Consider the following 16,398-nt stretch of genomic DNA (forward strand, 5'->3'; position numbering starts at 1 on the left):
ACCGTGGACGCCATGGATGAGCACATCGTCATGGTGGACTCGGGCACGGGCCTGGAGCTCACCGAGAAGCAACTGGACGAGCGGTCGTCGATCGCGACCGCCCAGTTGCGGCGCAGAGGCGTGCGCGCGGGCGACACGGTGCTCGTCTGCCTGCCCGTCGGGCCCGACCTGCTGGTGGCGGCCGACGCGGTGATGGCGGCGGGCGGCGTCGTCTGGCCGGTGCCCGTGGACCTCGACCCCGCCGGGCTGGGCGAGCGCATCCGATCCAGCGGCGCCCGGGTGATGATCTCCGACGTGCCGGCCGCGCTGGAGGCGGCCGAGGAGTCGCGGGTGCGGATCGTGATGAGCGTCGCCGAGCTGAGCGGGCGGCATCCGTATCCGAACAGTCGCGGACAGTCCACGGAAAGTGATCGCGCGGGGCTGGCCGGAGGTGGAGACTTAGCGGAAATGTGATCCTCCGCTGACCCTGGGCGCCGACATGACTCCGCCAGTTCCGCACAACCTGCCCGCAGAGCCCAACCGTTTCGTCGGCCGCGGGCGCGACCTGACCGAGCTGAGCACGCTGGTCCACGACGAACGCGTGGTCACGCTCAGCGGCATCGGCGGCATCGGCAAGACCCGCCTGTCGCTGCGGGTGGCGGCCAGGGCCGCGCCGGGCTTCGCCGACGGCGTCTGGCTGGTCGAGCTGGCCCGCCTGGCGGACCCGGCCCTGATCGTCAACGAGATGGCCGACGTGCTCGGCGTCCGCGACGAGGCCCCGGGGCGGCTGCTCGAAGGGCTGCGGGTACGGCTGCGCGAGGCCAGGGCGCTGATCGTGCTCGACAACTGCGAGCATCTGGTCGACCGGTGCGCCGAGCTGGTCGCCGGCCTGATCGCCGACTGCCCTGAGCTGCGCTTCCTGCTCACCAGCCGGGAGCCGCTGCGCATCCCCGGCGAGCTGGTCTGGCGGGTGCCGCCGCTCGAACTGCCCGACGACCATCACCCCGACGCCGAGTCCGTGCTGCTGTTCGTCGAGCGGGCGCTGGCGGCGGGGGCGCGGTCGGTGACCGGCAGCATGGACGACGTCGTCCGCCTGTGCCGGGCGCTCGACGGCCTGCCGCTCGCGCTGGAGCTGGCGGCGGCCCGTACGAGCCTGATGAGCCCCGGCCGCATCGCCGACCGCATCGGCGACCGGTTCACCCTGCTGACCAGGGGCGACCGTACCGCGCCCGCCCGCCAGCGGACGCTGCTGGCCACCGTCGAGTGGAGCCACGACCTGCTCCGGCCCAAGGAGCGCGTGCTGCTGCGGCGGCTGTCGGTCTTCGCCGGGCTGTTCGACCTGGCCGTGGCCGAGCGGGTGTGCGCCGACGGCGGCATCGTGCCCAGGGCCGAGCTGCTCGACCTGCTCAGCGGCCTGGTGAACAAGTCGCTGGTGCTCCACCACGACGGGCGCTACCGCCTGCTGGAGACCATCAGGCAGTACGCCGCCGAGCGGCTGGCCGAGGCGGGCGAGTTGACACGGCTGCGAGACCGGCACCTGCGGGTGATCTGCGAGGAGATGGAACGCTGCTACGAGGCCGGCACGCTCGACCCGCGCATGCCCTGGGCCGCCCGCGTCCCGCACTTCGCCAGGGGCCGCGCGCTGATGGACGACTGCCGGGCGGCGGTGGATCGGGCGGTGGAGTCGGCCGACCCGGTGCTCGGGCTGCGCCTGGCCCGCGCCGCCCTGGCGATCCTGGCCGTACGCGGTGAGCTGGGCGAGACCGTCGGCTGGCACCAGCGGCTGCTCGCCCTCGACCTGTCGCGGGTGCCCTCCGACGTGCTGGCCGTGGCCAAGGGCGGCCTGGCGTACGGGCTGGAGATCTGCGACGAGCTGGCCCGTGCCGAAGAGCTGGTGGTGCAGGGCGTCGAGGAGCAGAAGAGGCACCCGTACACCCACTGGCTGGGCGTCACCTACGGCGTCGCGCTGGCCGTGTTCTTCCGCACCGGCCAGAGCGAGAAGGCGCTGCGCTACCTGGAGGAGCTGGAGGCGGCGGCCACCGTGCACGACGACCCGTTCAACCTGGCCACGGTCCGCATCGCCCAGCTCAACCTGGCGCTCTTCCGCGGCCAGCTCCGCCAGGCCCGCCGGCGCGGCGAGGAGGCGCTGGCCCTGGCCAGGGAGGCCGGCCACCACTGGACGCTGGCCAGGGCGCTGACCCACCTGGGCGCGGTGGCCGAGGCCGCGGGCGACCTGGAGGCCGCCATGACCTGCCACACCTCGGCCCTGCCGCTGCTGGAGGACATGGGCAACCGGGTCGAGCTGGCCCGCTGCCGGGCCAAGCTGGGCCGGGTGTCGGCCCGGATGCACGACTATCCGGCCGCCCGGCTGCACCTGGCCGAGAGCCTGGCGCTGAGCACCAGGACCGGCCAGCGCAGGGGCGTGGTGCGGGCGCTGACGGCCATGTCGGCGCTGGCCGGCGAGCAGGGCGACCTGGAGGGCGCGGTGCTGGCCGCCGCCGCCGCGACCGCGCTGCGCGAGGCCATCGGCCAGTACGGCGTCCCCGGCCCGGTCCAGGAGCTGCTCACGCGGGCCAGGAGCGGGCTCGGCGAGGGGCGCGTGTCGCTGCTGTGGGCCAGGGGCGCCCGGCAGTCGCCCGAAGAGGTGGCCAGGCGGGTGCTCGACCCCGGCCAGGGCGTCCCGGCGGACGGGCCCCGGCCGGTGCAGGGCCCCTGCCAGGGCGGGCTGACCGGCCGGGAGCTGGAGATCGCCGCGCTGCTCACGGGCGGGCTGAGCAACCGGGCCATCGCCCTGAAGCTGGTGATCAGCCCGGCCACGGTGGCCCGGCACGTCGCCAACATCATGGAGAAGCTGGGCTTCGCCTCCCGTGCCCAGATCGCGGTGTGGGCCACCGAGCACGGCGTCGAATCGCACCCCACATAAGCTGGTATTCATGCCTTTCGCGCCCAATTTCCCGGTGATGCTCAGAACCGAGGACGGTGTACGCATCGACGCCGTCCACACCCCCTCGGCGGCCGGAGACATCGGGATCGTCATGGCGCACGGCTTCACCGGATCGTGGCGCGAGCGCACCGCCCGCCGCATCGCGCACGTGCTCAGCGGGTACGGCGGCGTGCTCGCGTTCGACTTCCGCGGGCACGGTCGCTCGGGGGGCGAGACGACCGTGGGCGACCTGGAGATCCTCGACGTCGAGGCCGCCGTACGGCATGCCCGCGTGGCCGGCTACCGCCGGATCGCGGTCGTGGGCTTCTCCATGGGCGCGGCGGTGGCCGTACGGCACGCGGCGCTGCGCCGGGGCGTGGACGCGGTGGCGGCGGTCAGCGGCCCGGCCCGCTGGTACTACCGGGGCACCAAGCCGATGCGCCAGGTCCACTGGGCCATCGAGCAGCCGTTCGGCAGGTTCGCCGCCCGGGTGGCCAAGCGCACCAGGATCGCGAGCGGGCAGTGGGACCCGATCCCGATGCCGCCGCACGAGGCCGTCGCGCTGGTCTCGCCCGCGCCGCTGCTGATCGTGCACGGCGACGCCGACGCCTTCTTCCCGCTGGAGCACGCCCACCAGCTCTACGACGGCGCCCGCGAGCCCAAGGAGCTGTGGATCGAGCCCGGCTACGGGCACGCGGAGTCGGCCGCGAGCCCCGAACTCATCCGGCGTATCGGTAAATGGATCTCCTCGAACCTTTCGTGAGTAATACGCGTCTACCTAAGACGGATGGAAAGGATCCGCCGGGAGAAAAGTCCTTGGGGAAGGAAACCGCCTTCGCGGTGACCGTAGGACATACTTCAGTAGTCGGGCAGTCGCCCACTGTAGGCGGCCGATCCGGCACCTAGCGTCGCGGGGGCACGCTGGGTGCCTTCCCGGCCCGGAGAGGGGCCTCGCGGCGCGCGGGGTCCCTCTCCGCCGCCGTCAGCCCAGTCGGGCGATCGTCTTGTACTCCAGGTAGCCGTTGAGGCCCTCGGGTCCGAGCTCGCGGCCGATGCCGCTGGCCTTGAAGCCGCCGAAGGGCGCGTTCGACTCCAGCATGAAGCAGTTGACGCCGTAGGTGCCGGTGCGCACCTGGCGGGCGACGTTCATGCCGCGCTCGGGGTCGGCCGTCCAGACCGTGCCGGCCAGGCCGTAGTCGCTGTCGTTGGCGATGCGGAGGGCGTCGGCCTCGTCCTCGTACGGGATCACCGCCAGGACCGGGCCGAAGATCTCCTCGCGGGCGATGCGCATGTCGTTGCTGACGTTGGCGAAGACCGTGGGGGCGACGTACCAGCCGCGGTCGTGGGGACGGTCGAGGCCGCCGACGACGACCTTGGCGCCCTCGTCCATGCCGATCTTGATGTAGCCCTCGACGCGCTCCTGCTGGCGCTTGGCCACCAGCGGGCCGATACCGGTCGCCGGGTCGGCCGGGTCGCCGACGGGCTGGGAGTTGACCATGTTCGCGACGGCGTCCACGACCTCGTCGTACCGGCTGCGCGAGGCCAGGATGCGGGTCTGGGCGACGCACGCCTGGCCGTTGTTCATCAGCGTGGCCATCGCCAGGAAGCCCATGCCGGCCTGGAGGTCGGCGTCGTCCAGGATGATCGCGGCGGACTTGCCGCCGAGTTCCAGGCTGACCCGCTTGAGCTGCTCGCCGCAGATGGAGGCGATGCGGCGGCCCGCGGCGGTGGAGCCGGTGAAGGCCACCTTGTCCACGCCGGGGTGCGAGATCAGGTGCTCGCCCACCTCGCGTCCGGCGGGCACGATGTTCAGCACGCCCGCCGGGATCCCGGCCTCGGCCGCCCACTCGGCCAGCAGGTACGCGTCCAGCGGCGTCTCGGGCGCGGGCTTGAGCACGATCGCGCACCCGGCCAGCAGCGCGGGCGCGACCTTGGTCATGGTCACGAACTGCGGCACGTTCCACGGGACGACCGCCGCGACGACGCCGACCGGCTCGCGCCGCACGGTGATCGGCCCGAACAGCCCGGGACGCTCCTCCTCCTGCGCGAACTCCTTGCCCAGCCCGGCGTAGAACTGCAGCATGCCGAGCGGCTGCGGCGCCTGGGCGAGGTTGGAGAAGGTGATCGGCGAGCCCATCTCCTCGGTGATCAGGGCGGCCATCTCGCCCTGCCGCTCGTTGTAGATCGCGGCCAGCCGCTCGATCACGGCGGCCCGCTCGGCGAACGTCATGCGCGGCCACGGCCCGTGGTCGAACGCCTGGCGGGCGGCGGCGACCGCGCGGTCCATGTCCTCGGCCGTGCCGTCGGGTACGCGGCCCACGACCTCCTCGGTGTGGGGGGAGATGACGTCGATCGTCCCGGTGCCCGCGGGGGTCACCCATTCGCCCCCGATGAACAGCTTGTCGTGCTGGCGCATGTCGTGAGCCTCCTGCTTGACCGAATGCTTGCTTGTTGGCCGTACGCCTCAAGGCGACCGAACCATGTTCTGTCCGGACGCGCAAGAGCTGCGCGGCGGCGGCGTGCCGCGCCCCTCGGGACGGCGTCGGCGGGGCCGCGACGGTCCAGCCGCCGAGGTCGGACTCGAAGGAGGCGTCACCGGCCGCGGCGCCGTCCAGGGTGACCTTGACGTCGTCGAGGAGGACGCCCGCAGGCCGGGCCCTGCCAAAGGTGCGCCACTTGGCACGTTCGGATGACAGCAATCAAGATCATCTTCTATAGTTTCGGTCCGTCTATGCGAGGAGGGGACGGGTGTGAGGATCTGGCGGCTCGCCGCGGTCGTCGTCGTCCTCTCCGGGCTGCTCGGCCTTCCCCTCCCGCGGCCCGCGTCGGCCGATCCCAACATCGATGAGCTGCGCAGACTCACCAAACAGGCGTCCCGGCTCAACGACCTCTACCGTGGCCAGATCCAGAGCCTGGAGGAGATCAGGCTCCAGGCCAAGAACGCCACCGACACCTCCGGTGACCTGGCGGCACGCCTGGCCGCGGCGCAGGCCGACGTGGCCGACATCGCGCGGCAGACCTACATCAACGGTCCGCTCGACGGCGTCCAGCTCTTCGGCCTGAACGTCGACCCGGCCGTCGCGCTCGGGCAGGCCGCGAACATGTCGTACATCGCCACCGAGCGCACCGAGCGCGTCCAGAGCATCCAGAAGCTCATCGCGAAGTCCAAAGAGGCCAAGCTCAACGCCAACGACAAGATCAGCAAGCTGAAGAAGGAGATCAGGACCCTTCAGGGCAAGCGGCGCGAGATCGAGCGCCTGCTCGCCAAGTACGGCTTCCAGCAGCCCGGCGGCGCCGAGGGCCTGACCCCGCGCCTGATCGCCGTGCGCGCCGAGATCATGCAGAACTTCCCGATGAAGTACGGCGTGGGCTGCCTGCGCCCCGGCGACCCCGGCGAGCACGGCAAGGGCCGGGCCTGCGACTTCATGATGTCCCGCGGCGGCACCATGGCCTCGGGGGCCGACGCCGACCGCGGGGACGCCCTGGCCGAATGGCTCATCAAGAACGGCTCGCGGATCGGCGTCATGTACATCATCTGGAAGCAGCGGTACTACGACATCCGGTCAGGCGGTGGCTGGGACCCCATGTCCGACCGGGGCGGCGTGACCGCCAACCACTACGACCACGTTCACGTGTCGGTGTTCTGAGCGATGCGCTCCCTGTACCACGCGTAGGACGCCTTGGGGGTGCGGCGGCCCGTGGCGAAGTCCACGTGCACCAGGCCGAAGCGCTGGTGGTAGCCCTCGGCCCACTCGAAGTTGTCCAGCAGCGACCAGACGAAGTAGCCGCGCACGTCCACGCCCTCGGCCCGCGCCGCCATGACGGAGTCGATGTGGGCGCGCAGGTAGTCGATGCGGGCCTGGTCCTCGACGGTGTCCCGCGGGGTGAGCTCGTCCGGCTGGGAGCAGCCGTTCTCGGTGATGTGGATCGGCGGGAGCGCGCTGCCGTACCGGGCCTTGAGGCCGGTCAGGAGCTCGCGCAGGCCGTCGGGGACGACCGGCCAGCCGAACGCGGTGGTGGGGTATCCGGTGACGCCGGTGTCGGTGAACGGGAGCGCCTCGCCGGGGGGCGGAGCGGCGATCCGGGTGGGGTTGTAGTAGTTGATACCGAGGGCGTCCAGGGGGGCCGAGATCGTCTCCAGGTCGCCGTCGTGGAGGAAGTCGAGCGTGGGGACGTAAGCCGAAAGGTCTGGATATTTCCCGAGAAGTACGGGGTCGTTGAACAGGCGGTTGTGCAGGATGTCGTAGGCGTCGGCGGCCTTGACGTCCGCCTCCTCCTGCGACGCGGGCCAGACCGGCGTGCAGTTGTTGGTGATGGCCACCTGCCGCGCGCCCGCCGCCCGCAGGGCCCCGACCGCCAGGCCGTGGCCGAGGAGCTGGTGGTGGGCCACGGGAAGGGCGTCGAACAGGAGGGCCTGGCCGGGGGCGTGGATGCCCATGGCGTGGCCGTAGGCCATGTGGACGAAGGGCTCGTTCAGGGTGATCCACAGGGGGATGCGGTCGGACAGGCGCTCGGCGACGATCGCGGCGTAGTCGGCGAATCGCCCGGCCGTGTCGCGGTTCGTCCAGCCGCCCTGGTCCTGGAGGGCCTGGGGCAGGTCCCAGTGGAAGAGCGTCGGCACGGGCTGGATGCCGGCCGCCAGCAGGCCGTCGGTGAGGCGTTCGTAGAAGTCGAGGCCCTCGGCGTTGACCTCGCCGGCGCCGAGGGGCTGCACGCGCGGCCACGCTATGGAGAAGCGGTAGGCGTTCACGCCGAGGCCGGACATGAGCCCGATGTCCTCGCGCCAGCGGTGGTAGTGGTCGCAGGCCATGTCCCCGGTGTGGCCCTCCCTGGTACGGCCGGGCTCGTGGGCGAAGGTGTCCCAGATCGACGCGCCGCGGCCGTCCTCGGCCACCGCGCCCTCGATCTGGTAGGCGGCGGTCGCCGTACCCCAAAAGAACATCTCGGCTCCTTTATGCGAGTATGGCTCATGTTAACGGACGGCAAAGTGGCCGGGCTGTACCTGCTGGTAATAAGCCAGGATGGGGGACATGACGAGTACCTTGCGCCGCCGTCCCGCCCAGCGCCGGAGCGTGGAGCGGGTGGAGCGGATGCTCGACGAGTGCGCGATCCTGCTCGACGAGGTCGGCTACGAGGCGTTGACCACGAAGGAGGTCGCACGCCGCGCCGAGGTCCCCATCGGCACCTTCTACCAGTTCTTCCACGACAAGCAGGGCCTGGTGCGCGCCCTCGCGCTGCGCAACCTGGAGGCGTTCCTCCAGCGGGTCACCCAACGCATCGCCGAGGCCGACCTCGGCCACTGGACCGACCTGGTCGACCTGGCCATCGACGAGTTCGTCGACATGAAGCGCACCACCCCGGGGTTCGCGGTGGTCGACTTCGGCGAGGTCCTGCCCACCCCCGGCGGGCCGCCGCTGGAGGGCACCAAGCGCACGCTCGACAGCGCCCTCGACAACAACGTCATCGTGGCCGACCGGCTGCGCGCCCTCACCCTCGCCCTGCTCGACGCGCCCGCCGGCCCCGGGCTCGACCGGGCGCTCGTGGTGGCCGTCGAGGCCACGGACGCCGTGCTCAAGCTCGCCTTCCGGGTCGATCCCGGCGGCGACGCCGACCTGGTCGCCGAGTGCAAGCAGCTCGTCCGCCGCTACCTCGCCGACCACCTGCCCTGACCTGCGCTAGGCGACCGCGTTCAGGCGGGCGTGCAGCTCGGCGTCCAGCTTGACGTCCGCGGCGCCGACGACCTCGTCGAGCTGGGCCGTCGTGGACACGCCGACCACGGGCACGTGACCGTCGGCCATCAGCCACGCCAGCACCACCTGGTTGGGCGTGGCCCCCAGCTCGCCGGCGACCTCGCGCAGCACGGTCAGGCGCCGGGCGGTGCCCGGGTGGTCGTAGATCTCCGGCATCGGCCGGTCCGCCCGCGTGTACGCCCCCGACATCAGCGTGTTGTACGCCCACAACGTCACGTCCGGCTCGGCGGCGACGTAGTCGAGGGTCTCGTCCGAGGCCAGCGTGTGGCCGCCCTCCGGGAGCCGGGTGAAGGGCCGCGGGCGCAGGTAGGTGTGGCGGAGCTGCACGTGACCGTACGGCAGCCAGCCGCGCGCGCCCGAGACGTTCCTGGCCCGCTCCAGCCGCCAGGCGGCGATGTTGCTCGCCCCCAGCGCGCGGACCTTGCCCTGCTCGGCCAGCGTGTTCAGGGCGCCCAGCGTCTCCGACAGCGGCACCGAGCGGTCCTCGATGTGCGACCAGTACAGGTCGATGTGATCGGTCCGCAGTCTCCGGAGGCTGCCTTCGGCGGCCCGCGCGACGGCCGCCGCCGACAGGCCCTCGGCCGAGCCGAGCGTGCGGTCGCCGGGCACGGTCGGCCGGGCCCCGCCCTTGGTGCCGATGAAGATCCGGTCCCGGTTGCGGCGCGCGGCCAGCCAGGCGCCGACGGCCTCCTCGCTCTCGTCCCCGGTGCGGCCCTCGTCCCAGAAGGGGTAGTTGTTGGCGGTGTCCAGCATGGTGCCGCCGGCGTCCTGGAAGCGGTCGAGGACGGCGAAGGTCTCCCGCAGGCCGACGCCGGTGCCGAACGGGATCGTGCCGAGTGCGATGTTCATGGGCCCGACCCTCTGGCCTGGAGCGCACTCCATGTCAAGCCGTTGACCTGGAGTGCGCTCCAGGTGAAAGACTGGGACGCGTGAGCGTGTACACACCCGCCGAGGTCGTCGAGGAGACCGGCTTCAGCCTCGACACTCTCCGCTACTACGAGAAGATCGGCCTGCTGGAACGCGTCGAGCGCAACGCGGCCGGGCAGCGCAGGTTCAGCGAGGAGGACGTCGGCTGGCTCGGCATGATCCGATGCCTGCGCGACACCGGCATGCCCATCGCCATGCTGCTGCGCTTCGCCGAGCTCGTACGCGGCGGCGACCGGACGATCCCCGACCGCATCAGGCTCCTGGAGGAGCACGACCGGCAGGTCCAGGCCCAGATCGCCAACCTGACCGAGCGCCAGAACTACATCCACCGCAAGATTTCCTACTACCGCAGCGTCCTGTAGCCCTGCCTTGGTGGTCCGGTTGTTAGACCAAAGACCATGGCCGGCACCGGGGCGAAGCGGATCAACGTCCCGCTGCGCCGCATGGCCGCGCTCTGCGCGGCCCTGCTGTTCGTCCTGCTGGCCCACATCACGGTCGTCCAGGCGTTCGGGACGCGGGCGCTCAACGCCGACCGCCGCAACGAACGCTCGCTCATCGCCCGGTTCGCCCATCCGCGCGGCGACATCCTGACCTACGACGGCGCGACCATGGCCAGGAGCCGCCCGGCGCCCGGCGGCGGCCCGTACCGGTTCCAGCGGGTCTACACCGACGGCGAGCTCTACGCCCCCGTCACCGGCTACATGTCCCTCTACCGCTCCACGGGCGTGGAGGAGGCCGAGGACGGCGTCCTGTCCGGCGACGACGCCAAGGTCAAGGTGCGCTCAATGGTCAGCGACGGCGACGTGGCCGGCGCCGACGTACGGCTGACCATCGGCCAGCGCACCCAGTGGGCCGCCTACCACGCGCTGGAGGCCGCCGGCGTGCCCGGCGCGGCCGTGGCCGTCGACCCGGCGACCGGCGCGATCCTCGCCCTGGCCAGCTACCCGTCCTACGACCCCAACGCCCTGGCCACCTTCGACCCCGCCCGGCTCGACGCCACGCTCGCGAAGCTGCGGGAGGCCCCCGGACGGCCCCTGCTGAACCGGGCGCTGAACCAGGTCTATCCGCCGGGGGGCACGTTCAAGCTGGTGACGACGGCCGCGGCGCTGGCTTCGGGCGAGTACACGCCCACCGCGCCCGTGGACGCCGCCGTCCGCCTGCGGCTGCCCGCGTCGCTCGCCGGGCCGTGCGGCAGGGCCCGTCCCACGTTGCTGCGGGCCTTCCAGACCTCGTGCGACACCGCGTTCGCGGGCATCGGGGTCCAGCTCGGCCAGGACATCCTCAGGGACCAGGCCGAGGCGTTCGGGTTCGGCGACGGGGGGCTGCGCGTGCCGCTGGCCGCGGCGCCCAGCACGTACCCGCAGGGCATGGACCGGGCCCGGACCGCCCTGTCGGCCGTCGGCCGCGACCAGGACCGGGCCACCCCGCTGATGGTCGCGATGTTGTCGGCGGCCGTGGCCAACAACGGCGTGCTGATGCGGCCGTACCTGGTGGAGGAGGTGAGCCTGCCGGACGGCTCGCTCCTCGGCCGGGCGGGGGCCACGCCGTACCGCACCACCATGACGCCCGCCCAGGCCCGCTACCTGGCCGCGATGATGACCACGGGGACGCACCCGGGCGGGCCGGGCGCGGCGGTGGCCGTCCCCGGCGTCGAGGTGGCCGCCAAGATCGCGGTGACGGACGGCGAGCACGCGCTGGCCACGGCGTTCGCCCCGGCGGGCGCCCCCGAGGTGGCGGTCGGCGTGGTGCTGGAGCACCCGGGCCCCCGGGCCGCCGCGGTGGCCGGGGTCGCCCGCGCGGTGCTGGAGGCGGCGCTCGCCTGACCGCCGTGCGCCGGGTTCTCCACGGATTTGAGTCTGGGCGCGAACGGTAGTTGATGCCACACTCACAGTGATGCTGCGAACCGCCGATTTCCGCAACCTCCCGGCCGAGCCGAACCTGTTCGTGGGCCGGGAGTCCGATCTCGATGAGCTGGTGCACCTCAGTCGCGTGTCGCGGGTGGTGACGCTGTGCGGCGCGGGGGGCATCGGCAAGACGCGCCTCGCCCTGCGCCTGGCCGTCCGGATCGCCTCCGAGCACCCCGACGGCGTGTGGCTGGTCGAGCTGGCCGACCTGGAGAAGGGCGAGTTGCGGGCCCGGGTCTCGGCCGCGCTCGGCGTCGCCGAGGACCTGGCGGACACCGTCGGCGGCCGTCGCGTGCTGCTCGTCCTGGACAACTGCGAGCCGGTGATCGGCGAGTGCGCCGAGCTCTGCCGCGACCTGCTCGGCGCCTGCCCGAGGCTGACCGTGCTGGCCACCAGCCGCGAGCCGCTGCGCGTGCCGGGGGAGACCGTCTGGCGGGTGCCGCCGCTCTCGCTCGTCGGCGAGGAGAGCGAGGCCGTGCGCCTGTTCGTGACCAGGGCCACCGCCGCGCGTCCCGGCTTCGAGCTGACCGAGGAGACGTTGCCGCTGGCGATCGTGTTGTGCCGGGCGCTCGACGGGTTGCCGCTGGCGATCGAGCTGGCCGCCGCCATGGTGCGGGTGCTGTCGGTCAGGCAGCTCGTAGAGCGGCTCGACGACCGGTTCAGGGTGCTGGCGGGCGGCGCCCGTACGGCCCACGCCAGGCACCGTACGCTGCGCGCGGCCGTCGACTGGAGCTACCGGCTGCTCAGCCCCCAGGAACGCCTGCTGCTGCGCCGCGTCGCGGTCTTCCGCTCCTGCTGGACGCTCGACCTGGCCGAAGGGGTGTGCGCGGGCCCCGGCCTGCCCGAGCAGGACGTGCTGCCGCGCCTGTGCGACCTGGTCGACAAGTCGCTGGTCGTGCTCGACGGCGAGATCGCCGGCGAGGCGCGCTACCGGCTGCTGGAGACCGTCCGCGAATACGCGCTGGAGCAGCTCGCGGAGTCCGGCGAGGAGGTGGCGCTGCGGCGCGCGCACCTTTCCGCCCTCGCCGGGCTGGCCGGGCGGTTCAAGGACGTCCTCGCGCCGGACGCGCGCACGTCGTGGCCCGTCGTCGAGCGCTTCGTCAACCTGTTTGACGGGCTCAAGGCAGAGGTGGGCGCGGCCTGCGACTGGGCCGCGGCGAGCGGCTCCCCGCGGACCGCACTGCGCCTGCTGACCGACGTGCGCTACCTGCTCATGGCCAGCGGACGCCGGCTCGACATCGCCGACCGGCTCGACCGGCTGCTCGCGCTCGACGCCCCCGAGGTGCCCGAGGGGTTACGCGGGCAGGCCCTGATCCTGCGCGGTGAGCTGGCGCTGGCGGCCGGCGAGGCGGAGCTCGCGGCGCGGTGCGTACAGATCGGGCTGGCGCTGTGCGTCGACGCCCGCGACGCCTACGGCGAGGCCGTGGGCCTGATCATGCTGGCCCAGGCGACCGGCGACCAGGAGCCGCTGACCCCGGCCCTGGAGGCGGCGCGGCGGCGCGGCGACCCGATCCTGGAGTCGCTCGCCCAGGGCACCCGGGCCGACTTCGGCCTGCGGGCCGGTCGCCTGCACGAGGCGCGGCGGGCGTTCGAGGAGGTCCTGTCGCTGAGCGAGCGGCTGGACAACCACCTCGGCCAGTCCTACGGCCACGTCGGCCTGGCCCAGATCGCCCGGCGCACCGGCGACCGGGCGGGCGCCAGGCGGCACTACGAGGCCGGCCTGCGCCTGCTGCGGCACGTCGACGCCCGGCAGCAGATCGTGAGCTGCCTGGCCGGGCTCGGCCGCGTCGCGCTCGACGAGGGCGACCTGGCCGAGGCGCGCACCCGGCTCACCGAGGCGCTGGTGCTCAGCCGCGACGCGGGCCTGCGCGACAGCATCGCCCGGCGGCTGGCGGCCTGGGCGCGCCTGGTGGCGGCCGAGGGCGACGACCGGCGCGCGGTCCTGCTGGCCGCCGCCTCGCTGGGGCTGCGTGACCGCCGTCCCGACGCCCGGACCGAGGAACTGATGGCCCCCGCCCGCGAACGGCTCGGCGAGGCCGTGGTGGCGCTGCTGTGGGCCGAGGGCATGACGATGACGGCCGACCATGCGGTCTCCTGCGCGCTCGGCGGCCCGCTGTCCGAGCCCGTGGCCGCGCCGGTCGCCGGGGTCGTCCAGGACAGCAGGCTGACGGCCAGGGAACGCGAGATCGCCGAACTGGTGGCCCGCGGGCTGAGCAACCGGGCCATCGCCGACGAACTGGTGATCAGTCCGGCCACGGCCGCGCGGCACGTCGCCAACATCCTGGGCAAGCTCGGCTTCTCCACGCGTACACAGATTGCCGCATGGGTGATCGGCGCGCGCTGATCCCGGCGGGTTCTCTACACATCGCCGCCGTCCGGCGGTTACATCGTCGAATGGCCATGTCAGCGCATGTGCCGCCGTGGTCCGAACGCCTACCGTTCTGCCTGTGATCGAACGCGCCCCGCGCTCCTCGTCCTCGCGCCGGGGGCCGTGGCGGCCGATCGACCGAGGGACGTCACGCGTCCCGACGGAGCCGGGCCTTCTCGGAGGGGTGGGGGCCCGGTTCCCGGACGCGTGACAGCGGGCTCGAGTCGCGCAGGGCTCGGGCCCGCCCACCTTGCCCCTGGGCTGGGGAAATGCACACCGGTCTACATAGATCGGTGGATGCGGCCGGCGCGCGGGCGACCGTACGTTGACGGGCATGACGCCGTCCGCCTCGTCCTCCGGCACCGTGATCCACGAGGTGTTCGGCCGGGCCTACGAGCGGGGCGAGCAGCCGGCGCTCATCGATCTGCGCGGCGGCCACGTCTACGGCTACCGCAGCCTGGTGACCGAGGTGACCAGGGCGGCGTCCGGGCTGGTGCGCAGGGGAGCGCGCCGCGACCAGGTGGTGGGGGTGCACGTCTCCACGGCCGGCACGCAGACGGTGGCCCTGCACACCGTGCTGGCGGCGGGCGGGGTGGCCGCGCCGGTCGATCCGGGGCTCGGCGCGGAGGAGGTGGCCGAGCGGCTGCGCGAGTGTGACGCCCGCATGCTGATCACCACCCCCGACCTGGCCGGGACGGCGATCGCGGCGGCCGACGGCTCCCGCGTGCGCCAGGTGGTCTCCCTCGGCCCGGCGCTCGACACGATCGACTTCCGCGGCCTGCTCGTGCTGGAGCCGATCGCGTTGCCCGCGCTCGACGCCGAGCGGCAGGACGCCCTGGCGCTCCCCGGCGGCGCCCGGCTCACGCACGCCGGCCTGCTGGCCAGGATGGACGAGCTGGACGCGCCCGTCGGCCTGAAGGAGTCCGACGTCGTGCTCAGCACGTGGCCGCCCGGCGACGGCGCCGACCTGCCCGCCCTGGTCGGCCTCGCCGTGTCCAAGGGCGCGCTGATCGTGGCCGCGGGCCCCGGCGACCTGCCCGGTCACGGCTACGACGCGGGCGTCACCGTGCTCACCGGGCCCGGCGGCGCGCTGGAGCGCGTCGGCTGAGTATGCGGACCTGTTACCTGCTCCGCCCTTGACGTCGGCGCGCGCGAAGTGGGTTGATAGCCGTTGTTGACAACGTTGTCAAAGGTCACCAACTTCGGGGGATCGCGAAGGGAATGGTGTGCGATGCGACGGTGGTTAGCGGCCGTCTCGATCACGATGGCGGGCGTTCTCGGCCTGGCGGGCTGCGGCGGAGGCGGCGGCGGTCAGGCTTCTCGGTCGGCCGCGCCGAGCAGCGGCGGCAAGCAGCAGGTGGAGGTCTTCTCCTGGTGGACCGGCCCCGGTGAGGCCGACGGTCTCCAGGCGATGAAGAAGATATTCGAGGACAAGAACCCGAACTACACGTTCTTCGACGCCGCCGTGGCGGGCGGCTCGGGCGACAAGGCCAAGGCGCTGCTGCAGTCGAAGTTGCAGGCCAACACGCCGCCCGACACCTTCCAGGGGCACGCCGGCGCCGAGTTGCAGGGCTACATCAAGGCGGGCAACCTGGAGGACCTGACGTTCCTGTACGACGAGCTGAAGCTCAAGGACGTCTTCCCCGCCCAGCTCGTCGAGCAGATCAGCGTCGAGGGCAAGATCTACTCGGTGCCGGTCAACATCCACAGGTCGAACGTCCTGTGGTTCAACCCCCAGGTGCTCAAGGACGCCGGCATCGCGGGCGCGCCCAAGACGATCGAGGAGTTCGTCGCCGACCTGGAGAAGGTCAAGGCCAAGGGCAAGATCCCGATCTCCATCGGCTCGGAGTGGACCGCCACCCACCTGCTGGAGAACGTGCTGCTCGGCTCGCTCGGCACCGACGCCTACAACGCGCTGTTCAAGCCGGGCGCCGACTGGAGCGGCCCGCAGATGACCAAGGCGCTGGAGAACTACGCCAAGATCATGTCGTACGCGGGCGACCCGCAGGACGACTGGCAGCCCGCGGCCAAGCAGGTGGCCGACGGCGAGGCGGCGTTCAACATCATGGGCGACTGGGCCTACGGCTACTTCCACAACCCGCCGGACGGCGGCCTCGGCAAGACGTCCAAGACGGACTTCGACTGGGCGCCCGCGCCCGGCACCGAGGGCACCTACATGTGGCTGTCGGACAGCTTCACGCTGCCCAAGGGCGCCAAGAACCGGGACGGGGCCGTCGCGTGGCTGAAGGTCGCGGCGAGCAAGGAGGGCCAGGACGCCTTCAACCCGAAGAAGGGCTCCATCCCCGCCCGCAAGGACGCCGACCAGTCGCTCTACACCGACTACCTGGCCGACGCGCTGAAGGACTGGTCGGGCAACAAGCTGGCCGGTTCCATCCAGCACGGCGTCTCGGTGAGCCAGCCGTGGCTGGCCTCGATCAACGAGGCGGTCGGGCTGTTCATCGGCAGCAAGGACGTCAAGGGCCTGCAGCAGGCCCTGGCGGACGCGGCCAAGGCCAACGCTCAGTGACGCATGCGGGTACGGCGGGG

Annotated in this window: 13 protein-coding genes; 10 read left to right on the forward strand and 3 right to left on the reverse strand. The window is 72.5% G+C overall.

Annotated features, from left to right (window positions below; all coding sequences use genetic code 11):
• The first annotated feature begins 12 nt into the window (after positions 1-12).
• From ACIHAD_RS18330 to ACIHAD_RS18340, 3 genes are read left to right on the forward strand one after another with little or no spacing between them, the layout of a single operon-like run.
• Positions 13-453, forward strand: a complete 441-nt coding sequence (locus ACIHAD_RS18330; protein WP_397355655.1) for an AMP-binding protein — start codon at positions 13-15, stop codon at positions 451-453.
• Between the two features lie 25 nt (positions 454-478).
• Positions 479-2,902, forward strand: coding sequence for a LuxR C-terminal-related transcriptional regulator (locus tag ACIHAD_RS18335; RefSeq protein WP_397355656.1), 2,424 nt, complete (start codon positions 479-481; stop codon positions 2,900-2,902).
• 37 nt (positions 2,903-2,939) lie between these two features.
• Positions 2,940-3,665, forward strand: coding sequence for an alpha/beta hydrolase (locus ACIHAD_RS18340; protein WP_397355657.1), 726 nt, complete (start codon positions 2,940-2,942; stop codon positions 3,663-3,665).
• A 219-nt stretch (positions 3,666-3,884) separates the two neighbouring features.
• On the opposite strand, the gene ACIHAD_RS18345 is transcribed toward ACIHAD_RS18340, so the two are convergent.
• Positions 3,885-5,318: an aldehyde dehydrogenase gene (locus tag ACIHAD_RS18345; protein WP_397355658.1), complete on the reverse strand. Its 1,434-nt coding sequence runs from the start codon at positions 5,316-5,318 to the stop codon at positions 3,885-3,887.
• A 334-nt stretch (positions 5,319-5,652) separates the two neighbouring features.
• Between ACIHAD_RS18345 and ACIHAD_RS18350 the strand changes: the two genes are divergently transcribed.
• A complete protein-coding gene (locus tag ACIHAD_RS18350; protein ID WP_397355659.1) occupies positions 5,653-6,549 on the forward strand; it encodes a coiled-coil domain-containing protein in 897 nt (298 codons plus the stop codon).
• Here ACIHAD_RS18350 and ACIHAD_RS18355 read toward each other — a convergent pair.
• Positions 6,531-7,844, reverse strand: coding sequence for a GH1 family beta-glucosidase (locus tag ACIHAD_RS18355; RefSeq protein ID WP_397355660.1), 1,314 nt, complete (start codon positions 7,842-7,844; stop codon positions 6,531-6,533). The two genes, ACIHAD_RS18350 and ACIHAD_RS18355, sit on opposite strands and share 19 nt — an antisense overlap.
• 88 nt (positions 7,845-7,932) lie before the next feature.
• Between ACIHAD_RS18355 and ACIHAD_RS18360 the strand changes: the two genes are divergently transcribed.
• The gene (locus ACIHAD_RS18360) at positions 7,933-8,571 is read left to right on the forward strand and encodes a TetR family transcriptional regulator (protein WP_397355661.1); all 639 of its coding nucleotides are present in this window, start codon (positions 7,933-7,935) and stop codon (positions 8,569-8,571) included.
• 6 nt (positions 8,572-8,577) lie between these two features.
• On the opposite strand, the gene ACIHAD_RS18365 is transcribed toward ACIHAD_RS18360, so the two are convergent.
• Complete coding sequence (locus tag ACIHAD_RS18365) at positions 8,578-9,501, reverse strand: aldo/keto reductase (protein ID WP_397355662.1); 924 nt, start codon at positions 9,499-9,501, stop codon at positions 8,578-8,580.
• 80 nt (positions 9,502-9,581) lie between these two features.
• Between ACIHAD_RS18365 and ACIHAD_RS18370 the strand changes: the two genes are divergently transcribed.
• From ACIHAD_RS18370 to ACIHAD_RS18390, 5 genes are all read left to right on the forward strand, one after another.
• Positions 9,582-9,941 (forward strand): MerR family transcriptional regulator, encoded by a 360-nt coding sequence (locus tag ACIHAD_RS18370; RefSeq protein ID WP_397355664.1) that lies wholly within the window; start codon positions 9,582-9,584, stop codon positions 9,939-9,941.
• Between the two features lie 36 nt (positions 9,942-9,977).
• The gene (locus ACIHAD_RS18375; protein WP_397355665.1) at positions 9,978-11,402 is read left to right on the forward strand and encodes a penicillin-binding transpeptidase domain-containing protein; all 1,425 of its coding nucleotides are present in this window, start codon (positions 9,978-9,980) and stop codon (positions 11,400-11,402) included.
• A gap of 70 nt (positions 11,403-11,472) precedes the next feature.
• Positions 11,473-13,827: an ATP-binding protein gene (locus tag ACIHAD_RS18380; protein WP_397355666.1), complete on the forward strand. Its 2,355-nt coding sequence runs from the start codon at positions 11,473-11,475 to the stop codon at positions 13,825-13,827.
• A 358-nt stretch (positions 13,828-14,185) separates the two neighbouring features.
• Entirely contained in the window at positions 14,186-14,959 is a 774-nt protein-coding gene (locus tag ACIHAD_RS18385) for an AMP-binding protein (protein WP_397355667.1), read from the forward strand.
• A gap of 123 nt (positions 14,960-15,082) precedes the next feature.
• Entirely contained in the window at positions 15,083-16,378 is a 1,296-nt protein-coding gene (locus tag ACIHAD_RS18390; RefSeq protein WP_397355668.1) for an ABC transporter substrate-binding protein, read from the forward strand.
• The last annotated feature ends 20 nt before the right edge of the window (positions 16,379-16,398 follow it).

Source organism: Nonomuraea sp. NPDC052265, from assembly GCF_044547985.1.
Taxonomy (GTDB): Bacteria; Actinomycetota; Actinomycetes; order Streptosporangiales; family Streptosporangiaceae; genus Nonomuraea.